The 24,940-nt window shown below is 60.8% G+C and carries 24 protein-coding genes; 14 read left to right on the top strand and 10 right to left on the bottom strand.

Annotated features, from left to right (window positions below):
* Positions 1-84: 84 nt before the first annotated feature.
* The 5 genes from J1N02_RS07010 to J1N02_RS06990 form a co-directional block, all read right to left on the bottom strand.
* Positions 85-1,428: an imelysin family protein gene (locus J1N02_RS07010; RefSeq protein WP_027605583.1), complete on the bottom strand. Its 1,344-nt coding sequence runs from the start codon at positions 1,426-1,428 to the stop codon at positions 85-87.
* A gap of 126 nt (positions 1,429-1,554) precedes the next feature.
* Entirely contained in the window at positions 1,555-3,606 is a 2,052-nt protein-coding gene (locus J1N02_RS07005) for a putative bifunctional diguanylate cyclase/phosphodiesterase (RefSeq protein WP_027605584.1), read from the bottom strand.
* A gap of 537 nt (positions 3,607-4,143) precedes the next feature.
* Positions 4,144-4,740 carry a superoxide dismutase gene (locus J1N02_RS07000; RefSeq protein WP_003212997.1) on the bottom strand — a complete coding sequence of 199 codons (597 nt, stop codon included), beginning with the start codon at positions 4,738-4,740 and terminating at the stop codon, positions 4,144-4,146.
* Positions 4,741-4,918: 178 nt separating this feature from the next.
* The gene (locus J1N02_RS06995) at positions 4,919-5,518 is read right to left on the bottom strand and encodes a LysE/ArgO family amino acid transporter (protein ID WP_027605585.1); all 600 of its coding nucleotides are present in this window, start codon (positions 5,516-5,518) and stop codon (positions 4,919-4,921) included.
* 5 nt (positions 5,519-5,523) lie between these two features.
* On the bottom strand, positions 5,524-5,925 hold the full coding sequence (locus tag J1N02_RS06990; RefSeq protein ID WP_027605586.1) for an ACT domain-containing protein: 402 nt from the start codon (positions 5,923-5,925) through the stop codon (positions 5,524-5,526).
* Positions 5,926-6,024: 99 nt separating this feature from the next.
* On the opposite strand from J1N02_RS06990, the gene J1N02_RS06985 reads away from it, so the two are divergent.
* From J1N02_RS06985 to J1N02_RS06940, 10 genes are all read left to right on the top strand, one after another.
* Positions 6,025-6,918, top strand: a complete 894-nt coding sequence (locus tag J1N02_RS06985; protein ID WP_027605587.1) for a LysR family transcriptional regulator ArgP — start codon at positions 6,025-6,027, stop codon at positions 6,916-6,918.
* Between the two features lie 52 nt (positions 6,919-6,970).
* Positions 6,971-7,969, top strand: coding sequence for an NAD-dependent epimerase/dehydratase family protein (locus tag J1N02_RS06980; RefSeq protein WP_027605588.1), 999 nt, complete (start codon positions 6,971-6,973; stop codon positions 7,967-7,969).
* A 127-nt stretch (positions 7,970-8,096) separates the two neighbouring features.
* Positions 8,097-8,942 carry an ATPase gene (locus J1N02_RS06975; RefSeq protein ID WP_027605589.1) on the top strand — a complete coding sequence of 282 codons (846 nt, stop codon included), beginning with the start codon at positions 8,097-8,099 and terminating at the stop codon, positions 8,940-8,942.
* A 152-nt stretch (positions 8,943-9,094) separates the two neighbouring features.
* A complete protein-coding gene (locus J1N02_RS06970; RefSeq protein WP_108574744.1) occupies positions 9,095-10,354 on the top strand; it encodes an AGE family epimerase/isomerase in 1,260 nt (419 codons plus the stop codon).
* A 104-nt stretch (positions 10,355-10,458) separates the two neighbouring features.
* On the top strand, positions 10,459-11,745 hold the full coding sequence (locus J1N02_RS06965) for an ABC transporter substrate-binding protein (protein ID WP_027605591.1): 1,287 nt from the start codon (positions 10,459-10,461) through the stop codon (positions 11,743-11,745).
* 80 nt (positions 11,746-11,825) lie between these two features.
* Positions 11,826-12,734 carry a carbohydrate ABC transporter permease gene (locus J1N02_RS06960; RefSeq protein WP_003175732.1) on the top strand — a complete coding sequence of 303 codons (909 nt, stop codon included), beginning with the start codon at positions 11,826-11,828 and terminating at the stop codon, positions 12,732-12,734.
* Positions 12,727-13,572 carry a carbohydrate ABC transporter permease gene (locus tag J1N02_RS06955; protein WP_027605592.1) on the top strand — a complete coding sequence of 282 codons (846 nt, stop codon included), beginning with the start codon at positions 12,727-12,729 and terminating at the stop codon, positions 13,570-13,572. Before J1N02_RS06960 ends, J1N02_RS06955 begins: the two co-directional genes overlap by 8 nt.
* A 2-nt stretch (positions 13,573-13,574) precedes the next feature.
* Entirely contained in the window at positions 13,575-14,735 is a 1,161-nt protein-coding gene (locus tag J1N02_RS06950) for an ABC transporter ATP-binding protein (RefSeq protein WP_027605593.1), read from the top strand.
* A gap of 85 nt (positions 14,736-14,820) precedes the next feature.
* Positions 14,821-16,167: a carbohydrate porin gene (locus J1N02_RS06945; protein WP_027605594.1), complete on the top strand. Its 1,347-nt coding sequence runs from the start codon at positions 14,821-14,823 to the stop codon at positions 16,165-16,167.
* A 100-nt stretch (positions 16,168-16,267) separates the two neighbouring features.
* Positions 16,268-17,113: a D-hexose-6-phosphate mutarotase gene (locus tag J1N02_RS06940; protein ID WP_421147241.1), complete on the top strand. Its 846-nt coding sequence runs from the start codon at positions 16,268-16,270 to the stop codon at positions 17,111-17,113.
* 77 nt (positions 17,114-17,190) lie between these two features.
* Here J1N02_RS06940 and J1N02_RS06935 read toward each other — a convergent pair whose 3' ends face one another.
* Positions 17,191-18,051, bottom strand: a complete 861-nt coding sequence (locus J1N02_RS06935) for a MurR/RpiR family transcriptional regulator (protein ID WP_169898656.1) — start codon at positions 18,049-18,051, stop codon at positions 17,191-17,193.
* A 220-nt stretch (positions 18,052-18,271) separates the two neighbouring features.
* Between J1N02_RS06935 and zwf the strand changes: the two genes are divergently transcribed.
* From zwf to J1N02_RS06920, 3 genes are read left to right on the top strand one after another with little or no spacing between them, the layout of a single operon-like run.
* A complete protein-coding gene (gene zwf / locus J1N02_RS06930; RefSeq protein ID WP_027605596.1) occupies positions 18,272-19,738 on the top strand; it encodes a glucose-6-phosphate dehydrogenase in 1,467 nt (488 codons plus the stop codon).
* Positions 19,725-20,438 carry a 6-phosphogluconolactonase gene (pgl, locus tag J1N02_RS06925; RefSeq protein ID WP_027605597.1) on the top strand — a complete coding sequence of 238 codons (714 nt, stop codon included), beginning with the start codon at positions 19,725-19,727 and terminating at the stop codon, positions 20,436-20,438. Before zwf ends, pgl begins: the two co-directional genes overlap by 14 nt.
* A gap of 17 nt (positions 20,439-20,455) precedes the next feature.
* Complete coding sequence (locus J1N02_RS06920) at positions 20,456-21,121, top strand: bifunctional 4-hydroxy-2-oxoglutarate aldolase/2-dehydro-3-deoxy-phosphogluconate aldolase (protein WP_026067364.1); 666 nt, start codon at positions 20,456-20,458, stop codon at positions 21,119-21,121.
* Positions 21,122-21,222: 101 nt separating this feature from the next.
* Here J1N02_RS06920 and J1N02_RS06915 read toward each other — a convergent pair whose 3' ends face one another.
* On the bottom strand, positions 21,223-22,398 hold the full coding sequence (locus J1N02_RS06915; protein ID WP_146477332.1) for an aminotransferase class V-fold PLP-dependent enzyme: 1,176 nt from the start codon (positions 22,396-22,398) through the stop codon (positions 21,223-21,225).
* Positions 22,399-22,408: 10 nt separating this feature from the next.
* Positions 22,409-22,645, bottom strand: a complete 237-nt coding sequence (locus tag J1N02_RS06910) for a DUF3820 family protein (RefSeq protein ID WP_017139191.1) — start codon at positions 22,643-22,645, stop codon at positions 22,409-22,411.
* A gap of 207 nt (positions 22,646-22,852) precedes the next feature.
* Between J1N02_RS06910 and J1N02_RS06905 the strand changes: the two genes are divergently transcribed.
* Complete coding sequence (locus J1N02_RS06905) at positions 22,853-23,320, top strand: ferritin-like domain-containing protein (protein WP_010208206.1); 468 nt, start codon at positions 22,853-22,855, stop codon at positions 23,318-23,320.
* Between the two features lie 137 nt (positions 23,321-23,457).
* On the opposite strand, the gene J1N02_RS06900 is transcribed toward J1N02_RS06905, so the two are convergent.
* Both J1N02_RS06900 and J1N02_RS06895 read right to left on the bottom strand, forming a co-directional pair.
* Positions 23,458-23,928: a MaoC family dehydratase gene (locus J1N02_RS06900; RefSeq protein ID WP_027605599.1), complete on the bottom strand. Its 471-nt coding sequence runs from the start codon at positions 23,926-23,928 to the stop codon at positions 23,458-23,460.
* A 57-nt stretch (positions 23,929-23,985) separates the two neighbouring features.
* Positions 23,986-24,930: a lysophospholipase gene (locus tag J1N02_RS06895; RefSeq protein ID WP_421147240.1), complete on the bottom strand. Its 945-nt coding sequence runs from the start codon at positions 24,928-24,930 to the stop codon at positions 23,986-23,988.
* Between the last annotated feature and the right edge of the window lie 10 nt (positions 24,931-24,940).

Raw genomic sequence — 24,940 nt, 5'->3', positions numbered from 1 at the left:
AATGTGGGAGGGGGTGGCGGTCCTACTGTGAAAGGCAGGTAAAAAAAGGCGACCCGAAGGCCGCCTCATTTAACACCGCACTGATCAGAACTCGTGATCAGCGTTATCCGGGTTCAGGTCGCTGATGCCCAGCTTGCCGGCAGCGGCTTCGATCGAACCGGTCTGCTTGACCAGGGCGGCGATGGCGTCACGCACGATCTGGTTGCCCGCGTCGTTACCGGCGGCGATCAACTGGTCGTAGTGTTCACCCTTGTTGGCATGATCAACCATGACCTGGATTTTCGCTTCGGTCGCCGCCAGGTCCGCTTTCAGCGCGGTATCGGCCGCCGGGTCGGCCTTGGCCACCAGGGACGACAGGCTGGCGCCGGTCAGTTTGGTGCCGTCGACGCGGGTGTACTCGCCCAGGTAGACGTTGCGGATGCCCTTGGCGTCGTAGAAGTGCGAGTAATGGGTGTTGTCGCTGAAGCAGTCCTGTTCGTCTTCCGGCGAGTTGGCTTCCAGGGAAACCTTCATGCGTTCACCGGCCAGTTCGCCCAGGGACAGGCTGCCCATGCCGAACAACATTTTGCGCAGGCCGTCGGTGGCAGGTTCTGCCTCCAGGGTGGCGCGGTAGTTGTCTTCGACGTTGGGTTTCCAGTTGCCGACCATTTCCTGCAGGTCGCTGACCAGCAGTTGGGTCACGGCGGTCAGGTAGGCGCGGCGGCGCTCGTTGTGGCCGCCGGTTGCGCCGTCGCCGGTCAGGTAGTCCGACGCAGGGCGGTTGCCGGCGCCTGGGCCGGTGCCGTTCAGGTCCTGGCCCCAGAGCAGGAATTCGATGGCGTGGTAGCCGGTGGCGACGTTGGCTTCGGAACCGCCCAGCTCATTGAGGCTGGCGAGTTTTTCCGGGGTGATGTCCTTCACGTCGACCTTGTCTTCGCCGACCTGGACTTCGGTGTTGGCGATGATGTTGGCGGTAGCGCCCGGGTTGCCCAGAGCGTGTTCGTAGGATTTGTCGACGTAGTCGATCAGACCTTCGTCCAGAGGCCAGGCGTTAACCTGACCTTCCCAGTCATCGATGATGGTGTTGCCGAAGCGGAACACTTCGCTCTGCAGGTACGGAACGCGCGCGGCAACCCAGGCGGCGCGGGCGGCTTTCAGGGTTTCGTCGTTCGGTTTGGCGAGGAAGGCGTCGATTGCGGTTTGCAGGGTTTTTGCCGTGGACTCGGCATCGCTGTACACCGCGAAGACCATGTCGGCGTAATGCGCAACCACGGCCTTGGCGGCCGCTTCATCGACCTGGCCGGCAGGGGTGGCAGCCGCTGGAGCGGTGGTGCTGGCAGCCGGGGTCGGCGCCTGGTTGGCTGCGGGCTTGTCTTTACCTTCGCCGCAACCGGCGAGAGAAATGGCAATGGCCAGCAGACTGGCGGTGGCCAGGGGCATACGAATCATGGCGAACATCCTGCTTCGGTTGTTGATGGGCGCGCGGGGGTCGCGCAAAACTGCGACATAATGCGAAAGATTTGCATTTTGTGTAAAGGGTTATACGCGGGAAATCTTCAGTATCGTTTTGTCCGCTCAGAGAATAGCCGCGCCATTGCGCTCCGCCTGCTTCAAAAAAGCCGCCAACTCCCGGGCCGGCAGGGGTTTACTGTAGTAGTAACCCTGACCTTCATGGCAACCCTCGGAGATGATGTAGGCCTCCTGCTCCGCGGTTTCCACGCCTTCCGCGATGACCTGCATGCCCAGGCTTTTGCCCAGTTGGATAATGGCGCGAACGATGGTGGCGTCGTCATCGTCGTCCAGTAGGTCCTGGACGAAGCTTTTGTCGATCTTGATCTTGTCCAGGGGCAGGCTCTTCAAATAGCTCAAGGAGGAATAGCCGGTGCCGAAATCATCAATCGCGATCAATGCCCCGGAGCGGCGCAGGCTCAACAGGTGTTGGGCGGCGGTGCTGATGTCTTCCATCAGGCCGGTCTCGGTGACTTCCAGTTCCAGGCTGCGCGGCGGCAGGCGGTAGATCTGCATCAGGTTGTTGACCACCCGTGGCAACTCGGTGTGGTGCAACTGCACGGTGGACAGGTTGACCGCCATGCGCAGTTCGGTGAAGCCCAGGTCATGCCATTCGCGCAATTGTCGACAGGCCTGGTCCAGTACCCATTCGCCAATCGGAATAATGGTGCCGTTCTGTTCTGCCAGCGGGATGAACAGGTCCGGCGGCACCAGGCCGTGTTCCGGGTGCTGCCAGCGGATCAGGGCTTCCACGCCTACCACACGCTGGTCGCGGTAGCTGATCTGCGGCTGGTAGACCAGGTGGAACTGGTCGCGGCTGAGGGCATCGCGCAGGTCTTTTTCCAGCTCGCGGCGGCGGCGCATTTCGCTGTCGACGCTGGCGATATAGAACTGATAGCGGTTGCGAGAGCGACTCTTGGCCAGGGTCATGGTCTGTTCGGCTTTTTGCAGCAGCTTCTCGGTGCTGTCGCCATCTTCGGGAAACAAGGTGATGCCGATGGTGGCGCGCAGGCGAATTTCCTCGTGGTCGAGGGCGAACTCCGCCTCCAGGTCGTCGAGGATGCTTTGCGCCAGTTCGGCCGCTTCGTAGGGCTGGTCGATATCGGCCTGTACCAGCGCGAACTGGTCGCCCCCCAGGCGGGCGAGGGCGCCGAGGCGACCGCTGTGGGCGCGCAGACGGTCGGCCAGGGCCAGCAGCAATTTGTCGCCGGCCTGGTAGGTGAACTGCTCGTTGACGCTTTTGAAGTCATCCAGTCCCACGCACAGCACCGCTACGCGGCGCTGGCGGCGGCCGGCGTCGATGAGGATCTTGTCCAGTTGCTCCTGCAGTTTCTGGCGGTTGGGCAGGCCGGTGAGAAAATCGTACTGGGCCATGCGCAGCAGGCTGGATTCCGCCTCATGGCGCAGGTGGGTGTTGCGCTCGATGGATTCGAGCAACTGGTTGGCGGTGTTGATCCACAACCCCAACTCGTTGCGCTCGTGGCCCTTGAGTTGCGGGATCTTGTGCTCGCTGGGACGGTCCGGGTTGATCGATGTCAGGTGTTCGATAATCCGCGACAGCGGCTTGGTCAGCAGCCAGTGGTAAACCAGGTACAACACCAGGCCCATGGCCAAGGCGCGTAACACGCCGGAAATGAAGATGATCACCGAACTGACAATAAAACCCTGGCCGTACGTGGCGGTGTCGAGGGTAATGCTCAGGTCGCCGTAATATTCGCTGTAGGGGCCTTTGCCGACCAAGGCCGTGGTGAAGGTGCGTTCCCGGCCAAGAATCAGGTCGGTGAGCCAGCGGCTGGGGGAGTGCTGCAAGGCGCGGCTTTTTTCTGCCAGCATGGTTTCGTTGGGATGGCCGATGGAGGCCATGCGCACCGCCTCGTCCTGGAACAGCCCCTCTATCACCTGCATGCCCATCTCGCGGTCCAGGCTATAGACGGCCTGGGTCGAGGGGTCGCGAAACATGTCAAGGATGCGCTGGGCATCACCGGCCACGGCCTGGCGCGTCTTGTAGGCATCGAACACGATCTGCGCCACGCTCAGCGTCACGCCCACGATCAACGCCGACAGCAGCACGACCCGTAGCAACTTCACCGACAAGCTGTTTTTGAGTTCCAGCTTCAAAGGGGCATTCCTTGTCTCATGCGGGTGGCCTTCAATATGCCATGAGTATTGGCAATCTGAGGTTGGCAGTCAAAGGAACATTGCGGCTGGGGATGGTTTGGGAAAAATGTCGAGGAGCGTTGTGGCTCAGCGTCGCGTGGGGTGAGAAATAAAACTGGGGCGCGAGGGGGCTGTAGGCGGATTGAGATCCGCCATTCCCTCTTTATCCTCCTATCTTCGGCAGTACCTCTGCGGCGGAAGATGCAAAGTTGATTGTTCCTTTGAGCGCTTGCCCTGCGCCTGGTGCGGCGCTGTCCAGTACAGGAGCGGCTACATCAGCGACTACGGGGAGCGCGGTTTGAGCCGCTTGGGTGGCGACCCCGACGGCTAATCCGACTGCTGCGGTTTCTGCTATTGGCATGAGAACTCTCCGATATTGGATAAGAGGGGGATTCCTCTCGCCGTATAGGTGGCAAGTTCCCATTGCTGAGTTCCATCATTCCTGCCTCGCATAAAAAAGCCCGGCATTCGCCGGGCTCTTTCTACTGCAAGGGTTGCTTAGGCAGTGAAGGTCTTGCCTTCGAACTGCTCAGCGACGAACTTCCAGTTGACCAGGTTCCAGAACGCTTCCACATACTTTGGACGCACGTTGCGGTAGTCGATGTAGTAGGCGTGTTCCCACACGTCGCAGGTCAGCAGCGGGGTGTCGCCGCTGGTCAGCGGGTTGCCGGCGCCGATGGTGCTGGCCAGGGCCAGGGAACCGTCAGCCTTTTTCACCAGCCAGCCCCAACCGGAACCGAAGGTGCCGACGGACGTCTTGGTGAATTCTTCCTTGAACTTGTCGAACGAACCGAACGCGGCGTTGATGGCTTCAGCCAGCGCGCCGGTAGGTTGGCCGCCGGCGTTTGGTGCCAGGCAGTTCCAGTAGAAGGTGTGGTTCCAGACCTGAGCGGCGTTGTTGAAGATGCCGCCCGAAGAAGACTTGACGATTTCTTCCAGGGTCTTGCCTTCGAACTCGGTGCCTGGCACCAGGTTGTTCAGGTTCACGACATAGGTGTTGTGGTGCTTGTCGTGGTGGTACTCCAAGGTTTCCTTGGAGATGTGCGGCTGCAGGGCATCGTGTGCGTAGGGCAGCGGCGGCAATTCGAAAGCCATGATGATTCTCCTAATCAGGTCAGTTGCGGTGAGCGCAAGGCCGATCACGGGCGGCCAAACAAGCGCCGGGGAGTTTGTACTCTTTGCGGCGCAGGGTCCGGATCATAGCACCGGGGGTGCGGCAAAACCACGCAACAACTGTGTGGGATAGAGGTTCCAGAGCGTTTTGGAATATTCATCAGGCGCTGATCAATTGATAGGCCACGCTGAACATCATCACTGCTACCAACAGGTCCAACAGGCGCCATGTCGCCGGGCGTGCCAGCCACGGCGCCAACCAGGCCGCGCCGAGCGCCAGGGTGGCGAACCACAGCAACGATGCACTCGCGGCCCCGGCCACGTAGGCGCCGGGTTCGGTTTGTTGCGCGCCCAGCGAGCCGATCAGCAGCACCGTGTCCAGATACACATGCGGATTGAGCAACGTGACCGCCAGGGCACTGAGCAATACGGCGCGCAATGAGCGGACCTTGAGGTCGCCCCCTTGCTCCAGGCCCTGTGTCGAAAACGCCCGGCGCAGCGCCAGGGTGCCGTACCACAGCAGGAACGCGGCGCCGCCCCAGCGGGCAATTGCCAGCAGCAGCGGGTTTTGTGCCAGTACCGTCGCCAGGCCGAATACCCCGGCTGCCACGAGCAAGGCGTCGCACACCACGCACAACGCTGCCACTGGCAGGTGATGTTCACGGCGCAGGCTTTGCGCCAATACAAATGCGTTTTGCGTGCCGATGGCCATGATCAGCCCCAGGGCCACCAATAATCCGTTCAGATAGCTTTGCCACATAACCATTACTCCGAAGTCGCTGCCAGTTGCCGCAATACGTCCATGGCTCGCTCGGCATCCGCGCGGCCGACGAACAGGTGGTCGTGGTAGTAGCCGGCGATCACGTTGCAACTGATCCCGGCCTTGCCGAGTGCGCTGGCGAAGGCGGCCGTCAGGCCCACGGCTTGCAGCGCTGAATGCACATTCAGGGTGATCCACGCCGCGATGTAGTCGAACGCCAGGCCGGCCTGTTCCGCCTGCCGGCGCTCCAGGATCAGGGTCAGGCCTTCCTGTTCGCGAAAGCTGCCGATGGCCTCGCAACCGGCCGGAATCCGATGGTCAGGCAGGGTGCAGAACACGTAGTCACCGTCATTGAGCTGCGGGCTCATGCTGCGCAGCAGGGTTGCCAGGGCGGTTTCGCCAGCCATGCTGAAGGTCCTTATGAAGAGAGAAGCGATGCTGGCTATTCTCATGGCCCAGGCTGTATAAGAAAAACCAATATTGCTGATCGCTCATTAGAGAAACTGATGTTCGACTATAAATTGCTTTCCGCCCTGGCGGCGGTGGTGGAACAGGCCGGCTTCGAGCGCGGTGCCCAGGTATTGGGGCTGTCGCAATCGGCGATTTCCCAGCGCATCAAGTTATTGGAAGCACGCATCGGCCAGCCGGTGCTGGTGCGGGTTACGCCGCCGGCGCCCACCGATATCGGTCGGCGTTTGCTTAACCATGTGCAGCAAGTGCGGCTGCTGGAGCGCGACCTGCAAAGCCAGGTGCCGGCGCTGGACGAAGAAGGCATGCCCGAACGCCTGCGCATCGCCCTGAATGCCGACAGCCTGGCCACTTGGTGGGCCGAGGCGGTCAGCGACTTCTGTGCCGAGCAGCATTTGCTGCTGGATCTGGTGGTAGAAGACCAGACGGTGGGGCTCAAGCGCATGCGCGCCGGCGAGGTGGCCGCCTGTATCTGCGCCAGCGAGCGCCCGGTGGCCGGAGCCCGCAGCCTGTTGCTCGGCGCCATGCGTTATCGGGCGTTGGCCAGCCCGGCATTTGTTGCACGGCATTTCCCCGAAGGTGTGCGTGCCGACCAACTGGCGCGCACACCGGCGCTGGTGTTTGGCCCGGATGATTTCCTGCAGCATCGCTATTTGGCGTCTCTGGGCGTGGACGGTGGTTTCGAACACCATTTATGCCCATCGTCCGAAGGCTTTATCCGCCTGGCGGAAGCCGGGCTCGGCTGGGGGCTGGTGCCTGAACTGCAGGTGCGCGACCAGCTGGAAAAAGGCGTGCTGGTCGAGTTGATGCCAGATAAGCCCATCGATGTGCCGTTGTACTGGCATCATTGGCGCAGCGGCGGGCAGCTGTTGGGCCTGTTGACCGACCACCTGGCCCAAGCCTGTGGACAATGGTTGGTGCCGTTGGACTGATGGCGGTCGTCAAGGCAACAGCGATGAAAAATGAAAGAACACGGGGTAATACATGAAGATTCTGGTCACCGGCGCAAGCGGCTTCATCGGCGGGCGCTTTGCGCGTTTCGCCCTGGAGCAGGGCCTGGACGTGCGGGTCAACGGGCGGCGCGCCGAGGGGGTGGAGCACCTGGTTCGACGCGGTGCCGAGTTTATCCAGGGTGACTTGAGTGATGCCGACCTGGTGCGCGACCTGTGCCGCGATGTCGAAGCCGTTGTGCATTGTGCAGGCGCCGTGGGCTTGTGGGGGAAGTACCAGGACTTCCATCAAGGCAACGTGCTGGTGACTGAAAACGTCGTGGAAGCCTGCCTCAAGCAGCGCGTGGGCCGTCTGGTGCACCTGTCGTCGCCGTCGATCTACTTCGACGGGCGCGATCACCTCGGGTTGACCGAAGAGCAAGTCCCCAAGCGCTTCAAGCATCCCTATGCGGCCACGAAGTACCTGGCCGAACAGAAAGTGTTCGGCGCCCAGGAGTTCGGCCTCGAGGTGCTGGCCCTGCGCCCGCGGTTCGTCACCGGTGCCGGTGACATGAGTATTTTTCCGCGCCTGCTGAAAATGCAGCGCAAGAACCGCCTGGCTATCGTCGGCGACGGTCTCAACAAGGTCGACTTCACCAGTGTGCACAACCTCAACGAAGCGCTGCTCAGCAGTTTGCTGGCCACCGGTTCGGCCCTGGGCAAGGCCTACAACATCAGCAACGGCACGCCGGTGCCGGTGTGGGATGTGGTCAATTACGTGATGCGCCAAATGGAGTTGCCCCAGGTGACCCGTTATCGCTCCTACGGCTTGTCCTACAGCGTGGCGGCGCTTAACGAAGCCTTTTGCGCAATGTGGCCCGGTCGTCCGGAGCCGGCGTTATCGCGCCTGGGCATGCAGGTAATGAACAAAGATTTCACCCTCGACATCAGCCGGGCCAGGCATTATCTGGATTACGAGCCCAAGGTCAGCCTGTGGACCGCCCTCGACGAGTTCTGCAGTTGGTGGAAGGCCCAGGATCCCGGGTTCAAATAAGGTCACAACAGGCAACACATCGGGAACCGAATTCCAGGTTCCGGGTCGATCAACGCGATGGGGTTGGGGTTTATACTCCCGTCGCTCGGCTTTCCAGCCGGCTAACTCACTGATTCAGGGTTGATTCATGCGTAACGATGCCAAAGACGATTTCGACAACATTCCCAGCCTGCGGGCCGATCTTGGGGATGACGATGATTTCGAGCCTTCCCCGGCCACCTCGGTGCGTTCGCGCAACACGCCCGTGGTCAAGGTCAAGGGCGCCAGCACCGGCCCGCTGTGGGCATTGATCGGCGCGCTGCTGATCGCCTTCGCCGGCCTGGCCTGGTGGAGCTTCCAGCAGATTTCCCTGATGGGCCAGCAGTTGGTTGCTACCCAGGAAAGCTTTGCGCGCATCAGCGAAGAAGCGGCAGGGCGCCTGCAGGACATTTCCGGCAAGGTCGTAGCCAGTGAAGCCAACGTGAACAACGGCAGCGAAGCACTGAAACTGCAGATCAAACAGCTGGAAACCCAGCTGCTGGAGCAGGGCAAGCAGCAACTCGGCGTTGCCGGCCAGGCCACCGAGCTGGACAAGCGCCTGGCGCAAATGACTGCCAGCACCACTGAGCTGTCGGGCGCCAATGCCAAGCTGCAGGGCCAGGTGCAAGCCTTGACCGATGCAGTGGCCACCCTGAAGGCAGCGCAGGGCGATGCCGGCAAGCGCGATACCGAGATAAAGGAATTGGCTGCTGATGTGGCCGCCTTGAAAAAGCAAGGTAACCCGAGCGCAGCCATCGCCCGTCTTGAGCAGGACCTCGTGGTACTCAAAAGCGCCCAGGACAGCCAGCCGGCCAACAGCGATGCGCCGACCAACAAGGAGTTCGACGTGTTTCGCATCCAGACCACCCGCAATATCACCACCTTGCAGAGCCAGGTGCAGAACCTGAATCAGCGCCTCAACGCGCCAGCGGCTGTCACGCCGCTCGGCCAGTAATATCGGGCCTGTGGCAAGCCCGCTCGCCACAGGCCGACTGAGCGGCTTGAATGTCACCATCTGGTGACATTTCCCATCCCCTTCGTTACTTGCCCCCACCTCGCCCTTGTTTAGACTCCGCGTCATCCCACAAACAATAATAAGGGCCACCCATGACCACGCAACCACTGCCTGCCAGCAGTTGGCTGAATGCACCTGCCCATCACGCCTGGCTCGCCGCCGAAGGCCAACGCCTGCTGGCATTCGCCAAGGCCTCCCGTCTGCCTGAGGGGTTTGGCAACCTCGACGACAAAGGCCAGTTGCCGGCCGATGCCCACGCCGAAACCATGAATACCGCGCGCATGACCCACAGCTTCGCCATGGCCCATGCCATGGGCTTGCCGGGTTATGCCGAATTGGTGGCGCACGGTGTTGCGGCCCTGGGCGGACCTTTGCGTGACAGCGAACACGGTGGCTGGTTCGCCGCACCCCAGGCCCTGGACGGCAACACCGGCAAGGCGGCCTACCTGCATGCCTTTGTCGCCCTGGCCGCCAGCTCTGCCGTGGTGGCGGGCGCGCCTGGCGCGCAAAATCTGCTGAGCGACGCCATTCATATCATCGACCAGTTCTTCTGGAGCGAAGAGGAGGGCGTGATGCTCGAATCCTTCGCCCGGGACTGGAACGGCGTCGAAGCCTATCGCGGCGCCAACAGCAACATGCACGCCACCGAAGCCTTCCTGGCCCTGGCCGATGTCACCGCCGACACTCGTTGGCTGGACCGCGCCCTGCGCATCGTCGAACGAGTGATTCATACCCACGCCGCCGCCAACCAGTTCATGGTGATCGAGCATTTCGACGCGCAATGGCAACCCCTGCTCGATTACAACGAAGACAACCCCGCCGATGGCTTCCGCCCGTATGGCATCACCCCTGGCCATGGCTTTGAGTGGGCGCGGCTGGTGCTGCACCTGGAAGCCGCGCGCCTGCAGGCCGGGCTGGCCACGCCGGACTGGCTGCTGAGCGCCGCCAAGGGCCTGTTCGCCAGCGCCTGCGACTATGCCTGGGCCGTGGATGGCGCCCCCGGTATCGTCTACACCCTCGACTGGAACCACCGCCCGGTCGTGCGCGAGCGTCTGCACTGGACCCACGCCGAAGCCAGCGCCGCTGCCCAGGCCTTGCTCAAACGCACGGGTGAGCTGCATTACGAAACCTGGTACCGGCGTTTCTGGGAGTTTTGCGACACCCATTTCATCGACCGCCTCCACGGCAGCTGGCACCACGAACTCAGCCCGCACAACCAGCCCAGCAGCACCATCTGGGGCGGTAAACCGGACCTGTACCATGCCTGGCAAGCGGTTGTGCTGCCTGCACTGCCCCTGGCCCCAAGCATGGCCAGCGCTTTAGGCGCTGGGTGTTATGTCACCAAGTGGTGACATTTGTGCATCCCTTTGTTACCTGTGCTCGAAAAAACCATGTTTAAACTCCGTGCAGCGCAAGCTCCAGACTTGCATGCATAACAACAAGAAAAGGTATTCAGATGAACGCGATTAATCGCCTCGCCGTAGCTATTTCCGTTGCCTCGTTGTTTCCCCTCAGTGCATTTGCCGCCGACTCCAAAGGGACGGTTGAAGTTGTGCATTGGTGGACCTCGGGTGGCGAAAAAGCGGCTGTAGATGTCCTGAAGGCCCAAGTAGAGAAAGACGGCTTCACCTGGAAAGACGGCGCCGTCGCAGGTGGCGGTGGCGCCACGGCCATGACCGTGCTGAAAAGCCGCGCGGTCGCCGGCAACCCGCCAGGCGTTGCCCAGATCAAAGGCCCCGACATCCAGGAGTGGGCCTCTACCGGCCTGCTCGACACCGACGTCCTGAAGTCCGTCGCCAAAGACGAAAAATGGGATTCCCTGCTCGACAAGAAAGTCTCCGACACCGTGAAGTACGACGGCGACTACGTTGCCGTACCGGTCAACATCCACCGCGTGAACTGGCTGTGGATCAACCCGGAAGTCTTCAAGAAAGCCGGTATCACCAAGAACCCCACCACCCTCGAAGAATTCTACGCCGCCGGCGACAAGCTCAAGGCCGCGGGCTTCATCCCGCTTGCCCACGGTGGCCAGCCTTGGCAGGACAGCACCGTGTTCGAAGCGGTGGTCCTGTCGGTAATGGGCGCCGATGGCTACAAGAAAGCCCTGGTCGACCTCGATAACGCTGCGCTGACCGGCCCGGAAATGGTCAAGTCCCTGACCGAGCTGAAGAAAGTCGCGACCTATATGGACGTCGACGGCAAAGGCCAGGACTGGAACCTCGAAGCAGGCAAGGTCATCAACGGCAAGGCCGGTATGCAGATCATGGGTGACTGGGCCAAGTCCGAATGGACCGCCGCGAAGAAAGTCGCCGGCAAAGACTACGAGTGCGTAGCCTTCCCGGGCACCGACAAAGCCTTCACCTACAACATCGACTCCCTGGCGGTGTTCAAGCAGAAAGACAAAGGCACTGCCGCTGGCCAGCAGGACATCGCCAAAGTCGTGCTGGGTGAAAACTTCCAGAAGGTGTTCAGCATCAACAAGGGCTCGATCCCTGTTCGCAACGACATGCTGAACAAAATGGACTCCTACGGTTTCGACTCCTGCGCCCAGACCGCCGCCAAGGACTTCCTGGCTGACGCCAAGACCGGCGGCCTGCAGCCAAGCATGGCGCACAACATGGCCACCACCCTGGCGGTGCAAGGTGCGTTCTTCGATGTCGTGACCAACTACATCAACGACCCGAAAGCCGACCCGGCCGACACCGCCAAGAAACTCGGCGCTGCGATCAAGTCTGCCAAGTAACGGTTGACCTTGTGAGGGGGATCCCTGACCCCTCACAAGGCGTGCTTCTGTAGTCCTTTTTCCCTGTATTGGATTTCCCCATGAGTTCTGTTGCTGTGTTCAGCAAAGCCTCGCCGTTCGATGCACTGCAGCGCTGGCTACCCAAACTGGTGCTGGCGCCCAGCATGTTCATCGTGTTGGTGGGTTTCTACGGCTACATCCTGTGGACGTTTGTGCTCTCGTTCACCACCTCTACGTTCCTGCCAAGCTACAAATGGGCGGGTCTTGCGCAATACGAGCGGTTGTTCGACAACGACCGTTGGTGGGTGGCGAGCAAGAACCTGGCGCTGTTCGGCGGGATGTTCATCGGCATCACCCTGGTGATCGGCGTGACGCTGGCGATTTTCCTCGACCAGAAAATCCGCCGCGAAGGTTTTATCCGCACCATTTACCTGTACCCGATGGCGCTCTCGATGATCGTCACCGGTACCGCCTGGAAATGGCTGCTCAACCCGGGCATGGGCCTGGACAAACTCCTGCGTGACTGGGGCTGGGAAGGCTTCCGTCTCGACTGGCTGATCGACCCGGACCGGGTGGTCTACTGCCTGGTGATTGCCGCCGTGTGGCAAGCCTCCGGTTTCATCATGGCGATGTTCCTCGCCGGCCTGCGTGGGGTTGATCAGTCGATCATCCGTGCCGCCCAGATCGACGGCGCGAGCCTGCCGCGCATCTACTGGAGCGTGGTGCTGCCGAGCCTGCGTCCGGTGTTCTTCAGTGCGGTGATGATCCTGGCGCACATTGCGATCAAGAGCTTCGACCTGGTGGCGGCCATGACGGCCGGTGGCCCGGGCTATTCGTCCGACCTGCCCGCCATGTTCATGTACTCGTTCACCTTCAGCCGTGGCCAGATGGGCATGGGCTCGGCCAGTGCAATCCTGATGCTCGGTGCGATCCTCGCGATCATCGTGCCTTACCTCTACTCCGAGCTGAGGACCAAGCGTAATGACTAGTCTCGCTGCCAAACCTGCCATCAGCCTGAGCCGCATCGCGATCTACGCGGTGTTGATCCTCGCTGTATTGCTGTACCTGGTACCGCTGGTGGTGATGTTGCTCACCAGCTTCAAGACCCCGGAAGACATCAGCACCGGCAACCTGTTGAGCTGGCCGACCGTGGTCAGCGGCATCGGCTGGGTCAAGGCCTGGGCCACCGTGGATGGCTACTTCTGGAACTCGCTCAAGATCACCGTGCCGGCCGTGCTGATTTCCACCGCCATCGGTGCATTGAACGGTTATGTGCTGTCGTTCTGGCGCTTCCGTGGTTCGCAGCTGTTCTTCGGCTTGCTGTTGTTCGGCTGCTTCCTGCCGTTCCAGACCGTGCTGCTGCCCGCGTCGTTCACCCTCGGCAAGATGGGCCTGGCCAGCACCACCACCGGCCTGGTGTTTGTGCACGTGGTGTACGGCCTGGCGTTCACCACGCTGTTCTTCCGTAACTACTACGTGAGCATCCCGGATGCGCTGATCAAGGCGGCACGCCTGGACGGGGCCGGTTTCTTCACCATCTTCCGTCAGATCATTCTGCCGATGTCCACGCCGATCATCATGGTCTGCCTGATCTGGCAGTTCACCCAGATCTGGAACGACTTCCTGTTCGGTGTGGTGTTCTCCAGTGGCGACTCCCAGCCCATCACGGTGGCGCTGAACAACCTGGTCAACACCAGCACCGGGGCCAAGGAATATAACGTGGATATGGCGGCGGCGATGATCGCCGGGCTGCCGACCCTGCTGGTCTATGTGATCGCAGGCAAGTATTTCGTGCGCGGCCTGACGGCCGGCGCGGTCAAGGGGTAATCATGGCTACGCTTGAACTTCGCAATGTAAACAAGACCTATGGCGCCGGCCTGCCCGACACCTTGAAGAACATCGAACTGTCGATCAAGGAAGGGGAGTTCCTGATCCTGGTCGGTCCTTCGGGTTGCGGTAAGTCCACGCTGATGAACTGCATCGCCGGCCTGGAGACCATCACCGGCGGCGCGATCATGATCGGCGACCAGGACGTCAGCGGCATGAGCCCCAAGGACCGTGACATCGCCATGGTGTTCCAGTCCTACGCGCTGTACCCGACCATGAGCGTGCGCGAGAACATCGAGTTCGGCCTCAAGATCCGCAAGATGCCCCAGGCCGACATCGACGCCGAAGTGGCGCGGGTGGCCAAGCTGCTGCAGATCGAACACCTGCTCAACCGCAAGCCGGGCCAGCTCTCCGGCGGCCAGCAACAGCGCGTGGCCATGGGCCGGGCCCTGGCACGTCGGCCGAAGATCTACCTGTTCGACGAACCGCTGTCGAACCTCGACGCCAAGCTGCGCGTCGAGATGCGTACCGAAATGAAGCTGATGCACCAGCGCCTCAAGACCACCACGGTCTACGTGACCCACGACCAGATCGAAGCGATGACCCTGGGCGATAAAGTGGCGGTGATGAAGGACGGCATCATCCAACAATTCGGCACGCCGAAAGAAATTTACAACGACCCTGCTAACCTATTTGTGGCAAGCTTTATCGGTTCACCACCGATGAACTTCGTTCCTATGCGCCTAAAACGCAAGGACGGGAAGTTGGTGGCGCTGCTCGACAGCGGCCAGGCGCGATGCGAATTGCCGCTGGGTATGAACGACGCCGGCCTGGAAGACCGTGATGTGATTCTGGGCCTGCGCCCGGAGCAGATCGTGCTGGCGTCGGGTGAGGGTAATGGTTCGTCGAGCATTCGTGCCGAGGTCCAGGTCACCGAGCCGACCGGCCCGGACACACTGGTGTTTGTGCAGCTCAATGACACCAAGGTCTGCTGCCGTTTGGCGCCTGATGTGGCGCCGCAGGTGGGCGAGACCCTGACACTGCAATTCGATCCATCCAAGGTATTGCTGTTCGACGCCAACACGGGCGAGCGCCTCGGCACTGCTTCTTCATTGCCCGCACAGGGGCATGCGGACAACGTGGCCCAATTCAAAGGTCGCTGAAGTAGATAAGTTGTTGTTTTAGATGAAAAAAGTAACCCGCGTTAGATAAAAACAGTTTAATAACAATAAAGACGAGGATGTAGGGATGAAAAAGCAACACAACAACACTCGGCTGATCTGCCAACTGTCAGCAGCAGCAGCCCTTGTACTGTCCGCCAATGCGATGGCGGCCGATGCATTCAGTGCCGACTCCAAGTGGATGACCGGTGATTGGGGCGGCGAGCGTACCAAGCTGATCGAGCAAGGTATCGACATCAAGGCTGACTACGTAGGGGAAATGGGCGCCAACCTGCGCGGCGGCTACAACGACGACAAGACCGGCCGTTACTCCGACCAGTTTGGGTTGGGCGTGGCGCTGGACCTGCAAAAGCTGTGGGGCTGGGATAACACCCAGGCCAAGATCCAGCTGACTAACCGTAATGGCCAGAACATCTCCAACGACCGCATTGGCGACCCGCGTGCCGGCACGCTGAGCTCGTCCATGGAAGTCTACGGTCGTGGCCACATGGTGCGTCTGACCCAGTTCTGGATTCAGCACCAGATGTTCGACAACAAGCTGGACGTGAAGCTCGGCTACTTCGGTGAAGGCGAAGACTTCAACACCTTCCCGTGCGACTTCCAGAACCTGTCGTTCTGTGGCTCCCAGGTCGGCAACTATGTAAACACCTGGTACAACTGGCCGGTCAGCCAGGCCGCGATCCGCGTGAAGTACAACATCACGCCTGAGCTGTATGCGCAAATCGGTGCGTACAACCAGAACCCGTCGCAGCTGGAGCACGGCAACGGCTTCAAGCTCAGCGGCAGCGGCACCAAGGGCACCGTGATTCCGGTGGAATTGGTCTGGTCGCCGAAGGTGAATAACCTGCCGGGCGAATACCGTGTGGGTTACTACAAGAGCGCCGCCGATGCTGCTGACGTTCGTGAAGACGTCAATGGCAACGATGCTGCTACCACCGGTGCGGCCTACCGTACCCGCAGCAGCAAAAAAGGCTACTGGTTCGTTGCCCAGCAGCAACTCACCACCCATAACGGCGACGCTTCCCGTGGCTTGAACATCGCCGCCAACGCGACCTTCCACGACAAGGAAACCAACCTGGTCGACAACTACCAGTCGTTGATGCTGGTGTACAAAGGCCCATTCGACGCGCGTCCGAAAGATGACGTCGGTATTGGTGCCGCACGTCTGCACGTCAACGATGACGTGAAGAAAAACGCCGAACTGCTGAATGCCGCCAACGGCGTGGCCGATTACGACAACCCGCTGTTCTCGCCGATCCGCGAAACTGAGTACAACTTCGAAATCAACTACGGTTTCCACGTCACCAACTGGCTGACCGTGCGTCCCAACCTGCAATACGTTGTCCAACCGGGCGGCGTGGATAAAGTCGACAACGCGCTGGTGGCGGGCCTGAAAATTCAGTCTACGTTCTAACGCTGTTGCGATAAGCTCCTTCTCTCTGTGCGCATTTTGCGGGTAGCCATGGCTATCCGCTTTTTTTTGGGTGGCACTGTGATATTTGGGACCGTGGCACATGCATGAGCAACCGCTGCAACGCTTTTTCAAATCCCTGCGCGAGCGTCCGGTGTTCGCCTGGGAGCGCTTTCAGATGCGCGACGTGTTGGTAATCGACCATCCGCTGTGCCAGGCGGTGTTCAGTCGCCAGGGCGCGCAACTGTTGCACTTTCAGCCCCGTGGCCAGAAACCCTGGCTGTGGTGCGCAGCCAAGTGGCCGCAAGTCGGCGCCATCCGTGGCGGCATACCGGTGTGCTGGCCATGGTATGGCCGCCATCCGAGCGAAAACGCTTGGCCGTCCCATGGTTGGGCGCGGTTGATCGACTGGAAACTGCTCGACAGCAGCAGCGACGACGACGGCGTGCGCCTGCACTGGCAATTGCAGCTGTGCGACTGGCAGGTCGACCTGCACGCGCACCTGGGCGACCCCCTGGAACTGCGCCTGAGCACCGAGCATCAGGACGAGTTGCCGTGCCAGTTGAGCCATGCTTTGCACGCTTACTGGCGTATTGGACACGTTGATGAGATAGCGCTGTCTGGGCTCGACGGCGCGCACGGTTACGACCAGCTCAATCGCCAGGCGTGCCAGCAGGAAGGCGAACTAAGGGTGGATGGCGGGTGCCAGCGGGTGTTCCAGCACGATGGCGAACTGCAGCTCAAGGATCACGCCTGGCAGCGTGAACTGTGCATCGATACCGGCGACAGCGCCGACACCGTCGTATGGCATCCGGGCAGCCGGCCACTATTGGGCGTTAGTTTTAACGAGGCGTCGGGGTTTGTGTGCGTGGAGTCGGCGATGGCCGGGGCGAGCCTGGCGCCGGGGGAGCGGGCGCATCTCAGTCTGCAGGCACGGGCGGGAGTCTAGCGTCGTGGCTTATGGCCTCATCGGGGGCAAGTTGAATCGTCCCCGATGAGGCCAGTGAAGCCAGCACACAGGCTGGCTTAGTTGAACTCATCCCCCACCGGATACCGGCTGTCATTCAAGCTCTCTTTGATCTTGCGCAAATGCGGCTGGAAATCCACCCCGCGGCGCAAGGTCATGCCGGTGGCCAGTACATCCAGCACCGTCAACTGAATGATCCGCGAGGTCATCGGCATATAGATGTCGGTGTCTTCGGGCAGCGGAATGTTCAGGCTTACGGTACTGGCCTTGGCCAGCGGCGAGTTCTCGGCGGTTACGCCCAGCACCGACGCACCGTTTTCCCGGGCGATACGCGCCACTTCCACCAGCTCACGGGTGCGCCCGGTGTAGGAAATGATCACGAACAGCTCGCCCGTGTGGGCCACCGAGGCGATCATGCGTTGCATCAGCACGTCGGCGTGGGCGGTGACCGCCAGGTTGAAGCGGAAAAACTTGTGCAGCGCGTCCATGGCCACCGGCGCCGAAGCACCGAGGCCGAAGAAGTGGATCTGCCGCGCCTGGATCAACAGGTCCACGGCCTTGCTGATCAGGGCCGGGTCCAGGGCCTGGCAGGCGGCGTCCAGCGAGGCGATGGCGCTGCCAAAGATCTTCTGGGTGTAGGCCTCGGGGTTATCATCGGCCTCCACGGCGCGGCTGACATACGCTGCGCCACTGGCCAGGCTTTGCGCCAACTGCAATTTAAGTTCAGGGTAACCGCTGACGCCGAACGAACGGCAGAAACGGTTGACCGTCGGTTCACTGACCGAGGCGGCCTGGGCGAGGGCTGCGATGGAGAAGCGGGTCGCCTGCTGCGGGTTGAGCAGGATGACCTCGGCCACTTTTTTCTCAGCCTTGTTCAATTCTTCGAGGCGGTTCCGGATCTGTTCCAGAAGATTTCGCACGCGGTCCATTCAGTCTTTCCTTCGGGCGACGATGCAAATAAAAGGGTGGCAACCAATCGACGAGTGGCCTTTTGCGGTGGCCTATCCTACTGAGGGTAGCTGAACACCACCACTCGGAATGCGTATTTCCGGAAAATGTTGTGGTTATTACTACATTTTTCCTTGAGTGATGCCTTGAAAAAAGGTATTTGTAGCTTAACTTGATAAAAGAACAAACATCATGCCTTCGATAACCGTAGAACCCTGCACCTTTGCCCTGTTTGGCGCCTTGGGTGATCTGGCGCTGCGCAAGTTATTTCCTGCCCTCTATCAGCTGGATGGCGCCGGGCTGCTGCACGACGATACCCGTATCCTGGCCCTGGCCCGGGAAGCCGGTTCCGAGCAGCAACACCTGGCCCATATCGAAAAAGAATTGCGTAAATACGTCGGCAAGGAACTGGACGAGAGCATCGCCCAGCGCTTCCTGGCGCGCCTGACCTATGTCCACGTCGACTTCATGAAAGCCGATGACTACGTGGCCCTGGCGGAAAAGGCCGGCACCGAGCAACGCCTGATTGCCTACTTCGCCACGCCTGCGGCGGTGTACGGTGCGATCTGCGAGAACCTGTCCAAGGTCGGCCTGGCGGAAAACACCCGCGTCGTGCTGGAGAAACCCATCGGTTCGGACCTGGAATCCTCGCGCAAGGTCAACGATGCCGTGGCGCAGTTCTTCCCGGAAAACCGCACCTACCGTATCGACCACTACCTGGGCAAAGAGACCGTCCAGAACCTGATCGCCCTGCGTTTCGCCAATAGCCTGTTCGAAACCCAGTGGAACCAGAACTACATCTCCCACGTGGAAATCACCGTGGCCGAACAGGTCGGTATCGAAGGCCGTTGGGGCTATTTCGACAAGGCTGGCCAGCTGCGCGACATGATCCAGAACCACTTGCTGCAGCTGCTTTGCCTGATCGCCATGGACCCGCCGGCCGACCTGTCCGCCGACAGCATCCGTGACGAGAAGGTCAAGGTGCTCAAGGCCCTGGCGCCGATCAGCCCGGATGGCCTTACCACTCAAGTGGTGCGTGGCCAGTACATCGCCGGCTACAGCGCCGGCAAGCCGGTGCCGGGTTACCTGGAAGAAGAGAATTCCAACACCCAGAGCGACACCGAAACCTTCGTCGCGCTGCGGGCCGATATCCGTAACTGGCGTTGGGCCGGGGTGCCGTTCTACCTGCGTACCGGCAAGCGTATGCCGCAGAAGCTGTCGCAGATCGTCATTCACTTCAAGGAACCGTCTCATTACATCTTCGCCCCCGAGCAGCGCTTGCAGATCAGCAACAAGTTGATCATCCGCCTGCAGCCGGACGAAGGCATTTCCTTGCGCGTGATGACCAAGGAGCAGGGCCTGGACAAGGGCATGCAACTGCGCAGCGGGCCTCTGCAACTGAATTTTTCCGACACCTACCGCAGCGCACGCATCCCCGATGCCTACGAGCGGTTGTTGCTGGAAGTGATGCGCGGCAATCAGAACCTGTTTGTTCGCAAAGATGAAATCGAAGCCGCGTGGAAGTGGTGTGACCAGTTGATCGCCGGGTGGAAAAAATCCGGTGATGCGCCCAAGCCGTATGCGGCGGGGTCCTGGGGGCCGATGAGCTCGATTGCACTGATCACGCGGGATGGGAGGTCTTGGTATGGCGATATCTGAATTGAAACTGCCTCGGGGCGTGACTGCCCACGAGTACCGCACGCCTGTGCTGCTGGCGGACGGCCTGGCCAACGACGTGGCCGAGCAACTGCGCGCGGCCATCAGTGCCCGTGGCGAGGCGACCCTGGTGGTGTCCGGTGGCCGCAGCCCCGTGGCGTTTTTCCAGAACCTGGCCAAGCAAGGCCTGGACTGGTCCAAGGTCACCATCACCCTGGCCGATGAGCGCTGGGTGCCGGTGGAACACGCCGACAGCAATGCCGGCCTGTTGAAGCAGCACCTGTTGCAAGGCCCGGCGGCCAAGGCCAGGTTCCTCAGCCTGTACAGCGCCGCCGCCAACCTTGAAGACGCTGCCGAGCAGGCCGATCGCCTGCTGGCCGAGCTGCCGGCCATTGATGTGCTGGTGCTGGGCATGGGCGATGACGGCCACACCGCATCGCTGTTTCCCAACAGCCCGAACCTCGCCGCTGCACTGCAGGCCGACGGTACCCGCCGTTGCTGGCCGATGCTGGCGCCGACCGTGCCGCACCAGCGCCTGACCATGAGTCGCGCATTGCTGGCCACGGCCCACTACACCGCGCTGTCGATTTCCGGCAGTTCGAAATTGACCACCTTGAGCGCCGCGCTGGCCAGTGACGACGTTGCTGCCATGCCGATTCGCGCGTTTTTGCAACCTACTTTAGAGATTTACTGGTGCCCATGAGCCAAGGATCAGCCGCTATGAAAAGCCCTCAACCGACCGTGTCCATGGCGGATAAAGTTGCCCTGATCGACAGCCTCTGCGCCAAGGCGCGGATCCTGCCGGTGATCACCATCGCTCGCGAGCAGGACATCCTGCCGCTGGCCGATGCCCTGGCAGCCGGTGGTTTGACCGCATTGGAAGTGACCTTGCGTTCCGAGTTCGGCCTCAAGGCCATTCAGGTGCTGCGTGAGCAGCGGCCTGAACTGTGCACCGGCGCCGGCACCGTACTCGACCGCCATATGCTTGAAGCGGCGGAAGTCGCCGGTTCGCAATTTATCGTCACCCCCGGCATTACCCGTGACCTGCTGGAAGCCTCGGTGCACAGCCCGATCCCGCTGCTGCCAGGCATCAGCAACGCCTCCGGCATCATGGAAGGCTACGGCCTGGGCTACCGTCGCTTCAAACTGTTCCCGGCTGAAGTCAGCGGCGGTGTTGCCGCGATCAAGGCCCTGGGCGGCCCGTTCGGCGAAGTGAAATTCTGCCCGACCGGCGGCGTCGGCCCGGCCAATATCAAAAGCTACATGGCGTTGAAAAACGTGATGTGCGTGGGCGGTAGCTGGATGCTTGACCCGGAGTGGGTCAAGAACGGCGATTGGGCCCGCATCCAGGAAGTCACCGCGCAGGCGCTGGCGCTGCTGGATTGATCTGATTCATCGAATCGTTGTTGCTGTGCTTAACGGCATTTTTGCGGTGCACTTGGTCGGTGTACCGCTTTTTTTTGCCGGTAAAAACCTGAGGCCCACCTTTAATCTCTGCTTAGCTCGGTAATGGCATTGACCAGAACATTGATGTCCTCCGCCGACGTCACCAACCCCGGTGTCACGCGGATACAGGTACCAAACGCCGTACCGGTGCGCGTAGTAGTGAACAGCCCATAGTCGTTGAGCATGCGATCCACCATCACCTGCTGATCCCGCCCGCTGAACTTGAATGCCGTGATCCCGCAATACAGCCGGGGATCATCCGGCGTCAGCACCTCGATCCCCGGCAACGGTCGCACCTGGCTCACCCATACATCCCGCAGATAACTGACCCGCGCACCCTTGGCCGCCGCGCCGCCCATGGCGCGATGTTCTTCAAGCACCAACGGCAACGTCATTAACGCGGGGAAATTCGGCGTGCTGTACGACGTACGCGCACGCACGTCGGTGGCGGGGTAGTGGAACTCGCCCATGTCCGGATCAATATCAGCCAGGCATTCGGGGGCGATATAGAGGAACCCCAGGGTCAGCGGCGCGCCGATCCATTTGTGCAGGTTGAAGCCGGCGAACGCAATGCCCAGTTCGGCGAGGTTGAACTCGATCTGGCCCAGTGCATGGGCGCCGTCGAGGATCACGTCGATGGCATGCTCACGCGCGGCCTTGGCGATGGCCTCTACGGGCATCACCAGGCCGGTGCGGTGGGTCACATGGGTGAGTGCCATCAGCTTCAGGCGCGGGTACCGGGCGAACGCATCGCGATAGGTCTGCACCAGGCTGTCGAAACTGGCCGGATGAGTGTGGGACAACTCGATCACTTCTACACCGCGAACACCCGCCAACCAGCGCATCGCACCTTTGACGGTGTCGTATTCCAGATCGCTGATCAGCACCTGATCGCCGGGTTGCAGGCGGTTGTAGTTGCGGATCAGCGACTGCAAGGCTTCGGTGGCGTTGCGGGTAAAGGCGACTGCCTCGGGGTCGACGTCGATCAGGCCCGCCAGTTGGCGACGGATCTCGACGTTTTCACCTTGCTCGAAGCGCTGGCGCACATACAGCGAGTTGCTGCGGTTGATAAAAGCCACGTGCTCCAGGTACTGCGCCTGCACCTCGCGGCTCATACGCCCGAAGTAGCCGTTCTCCAGGTTGATCGGGCCGGGCTCCAGCGCATAGCGCTGGGCGATGGCCTGCCAGTGAGGTTCGTTGTCGGCATTCCTTGGCATGGTGAGTCTCTTAATGGCGGGGGGCGGGTTTGCCGTGTTTAACGCGCAGCGGTTCCAACAATTCGGACAAGCCGTTGTGGTCGATTTCCTGCATCAATGCCAGCAACCCGCCCAGTTCGCCGTGGGGAAAGCCTTCGCGGGCGAACCAGTTCAGGTAGGGACCCGGCAGGTCGGCGATGATCCGGCCCTTGTATTTGCCGAAGGGCATTTCGCGGGTGATCAGCAGTTCGAGTTTTTCGGGATTCATGGGCTTCATGTGAAGTGAGGCGAGGTCTTCGAAAATACAGGCATTCTGCATGAAGGCCAAATGACAGATCATGCAAATAACGTACATACAGATGGTTCAAATATTTTTAAGTTATTGAAAATAAACATAAAAGTAATTTTTCAAAACCTGGCACGAGCGCTGCAATCATTAAGACAACCCTTCTTCACCTGCCTAAGGAATTGAAAAATGACTGACATCAACAAAGAATCGATCTCCGTACTGAACGACCTGATCGAGACCAGCATCGACGGCCAGAAAGGCTTCAAGGAATGCGCAGAAGACATCAAGCATCCGGAACTCAAGGCGCTGTTTGCCAAGCGTTCCGCTGACTGCGCTACCGCTGCCGCCGAATTGAAGACCGCCGTGCGTGCCCTGGGCGGTGATCCGGAAGACTCCGGCAGCGTAGCCGGCGCCCTGCACCGTGGCTGGGTCGACGTGAAGTCGATGCTGACCGGTAAGGACGAAGAGGCTGTGCTGAACGAAGCCGAGCGCGGCGAAGACCACGCACTGAAGGCTTACAAAGAAGCCATCGAGAAGATCAACAAGCACAACCTGCTGGGCATTCGTGACCTGGTTGAGCGTCAGTACCACGGCGTGCAACGCAATCACGACCAGGTAAAAGCCCTGCGTAACCAGGCTCGCGCTCAGTCCTAAGCGCTGCTGTGTAACACATGTGGGAGGGGGCTTGCTCCCGATAGCGGTGGATCAGTCGATATTTCAATGACTGACACACCGCCATCGGGGGCAAGCCCCCTCCCACATTTGCAGGGTGTTGGCCTTGAAAACCGTACTCAGCCAATGCTGATCGGCGGCAGCTCGGTCAAGGTCACGATCTGCTGCTTGCGTGGTGCAAGAATTTCCGCCTCGCCATCCACGACCAGCTCATCGCGCTGGTTGAACACACGGGTGGCAATACGTACGCGAAACTTCGGCAGCTTCTCGAGGATTTCCAGGCGCACGGTCAGGGTATCGCCGATTTTCACCGGCTTCTGGAAGGTCATCTGCTGGCCGATATAGATAGTGCCCGGCCCGGGCAGCTCACACGCAACGGCTGCGCTGATCAGGGCGCCGCTGAACATACCGTGGGCGATACGCTCCTTGAACATGGTCGCCTTGGCGTATTCGGCATCCAGGTGCACCGGGTTGTGGTCGCCGGACATGGCGGCAAACAGCTGGATATCACGCTCTTCGACGGTCTTGCTGTAGCTGGCGGTCTGGCCGACTTCAAGGGCTTCGTACGGGGTGTTGGTTACCTGGGTCATCTAAAGGTGCATCCTGTGGCTAATCGGTAATTTAACTATCTGATTTTAAACGTAAATTTATTCGCAGTGGGCCGGCCTGCGCAAGGTCAGGGCCTGGTCGAGCCACCTCAGCACATCGGCGGTGACTTCGTCGCGATTGGTTTCGTTGAACACTTCGTGACGTGCCTGCGGGTAGATATTCAGTTGCAGGTGCTGGCTGCCGGCCTCACGCAGGGCATGGGCCAGGCTTTTGAGACGCTTGCCCTCACTGACCGGATCACATTCGCCGCCCATCACCAGGATCGGCAGGCCCGGATCGATCTGGGCGAGATTGGACGCTTTGCTGATTTGCTGCAAGCCGCCGAGCAGATCGATCCATAGTTGGTTGGTACAGCGGAAACCGCAGAGTGGATCGTTGATGTATTTGTCGACTTCGTTCGGGTCACGGCTGAGCCAGTCGAACGCGGTGCGGTTGGGCTTGAATGCCTTGTTGAACGAGCCGAAGGACAGGAACTCGATCAACGCACTGCGCCCACGGACACCCTGGCGCAGGCGTTCGGCGCGAGCGATCAGCCGTGCGGCGCGGTACAGCGCCACCGGCTGGAAATTCGAACCGCTGAGAATCGCTCCATGCAGGCTGGCGCTGTGGTGCAGCAGGTAGGCCTGGGCGATATAGCTGCCCATGCTGTGGCCGAGCAAAATGATCGGCAGCCCCGGATGCTGCTGGCCGATGTGCTGGTTGAGGCTGGCCAGGTCGCCCACCACTTTGTTCCAGCCGTCCTTTTCGGCATACAGGCCCAGCGTACCTTCGTCGGCGGTGCGGCCGTGGCCACGCTGGTCCGGCGCATACACGCCATAGCCTGCACTGCACAAGGCTTCGGCCAGCCGCGCATAGCGCCCGCTGTGCTCCGCCATGCCGTGGGACAGCATGACCACCGCCTTGGCCGGCCCGTCGGGCATCCAATGATTGACGTACAGGCGGCTGCGGTCATTCGCGGTCAGCCAGAAGGTGCTGTGGTTCATGGGGTTCCCT

The sequence above is a fragment of the Pseudomonas sp. NFX5 genome, from assembly GCF_049132125.1.
GTDB classification, from domain to species: Bacteria; Pseudomonadota; Gammaproteobacteria; order Pseudomonadales; family Pseudomonadaceae; genus Aquipseudomonas; species Aquipseudomonas marginalis.
This window is presented reverse-complemented; position numbering and strand designations above follow the sequence as displayed.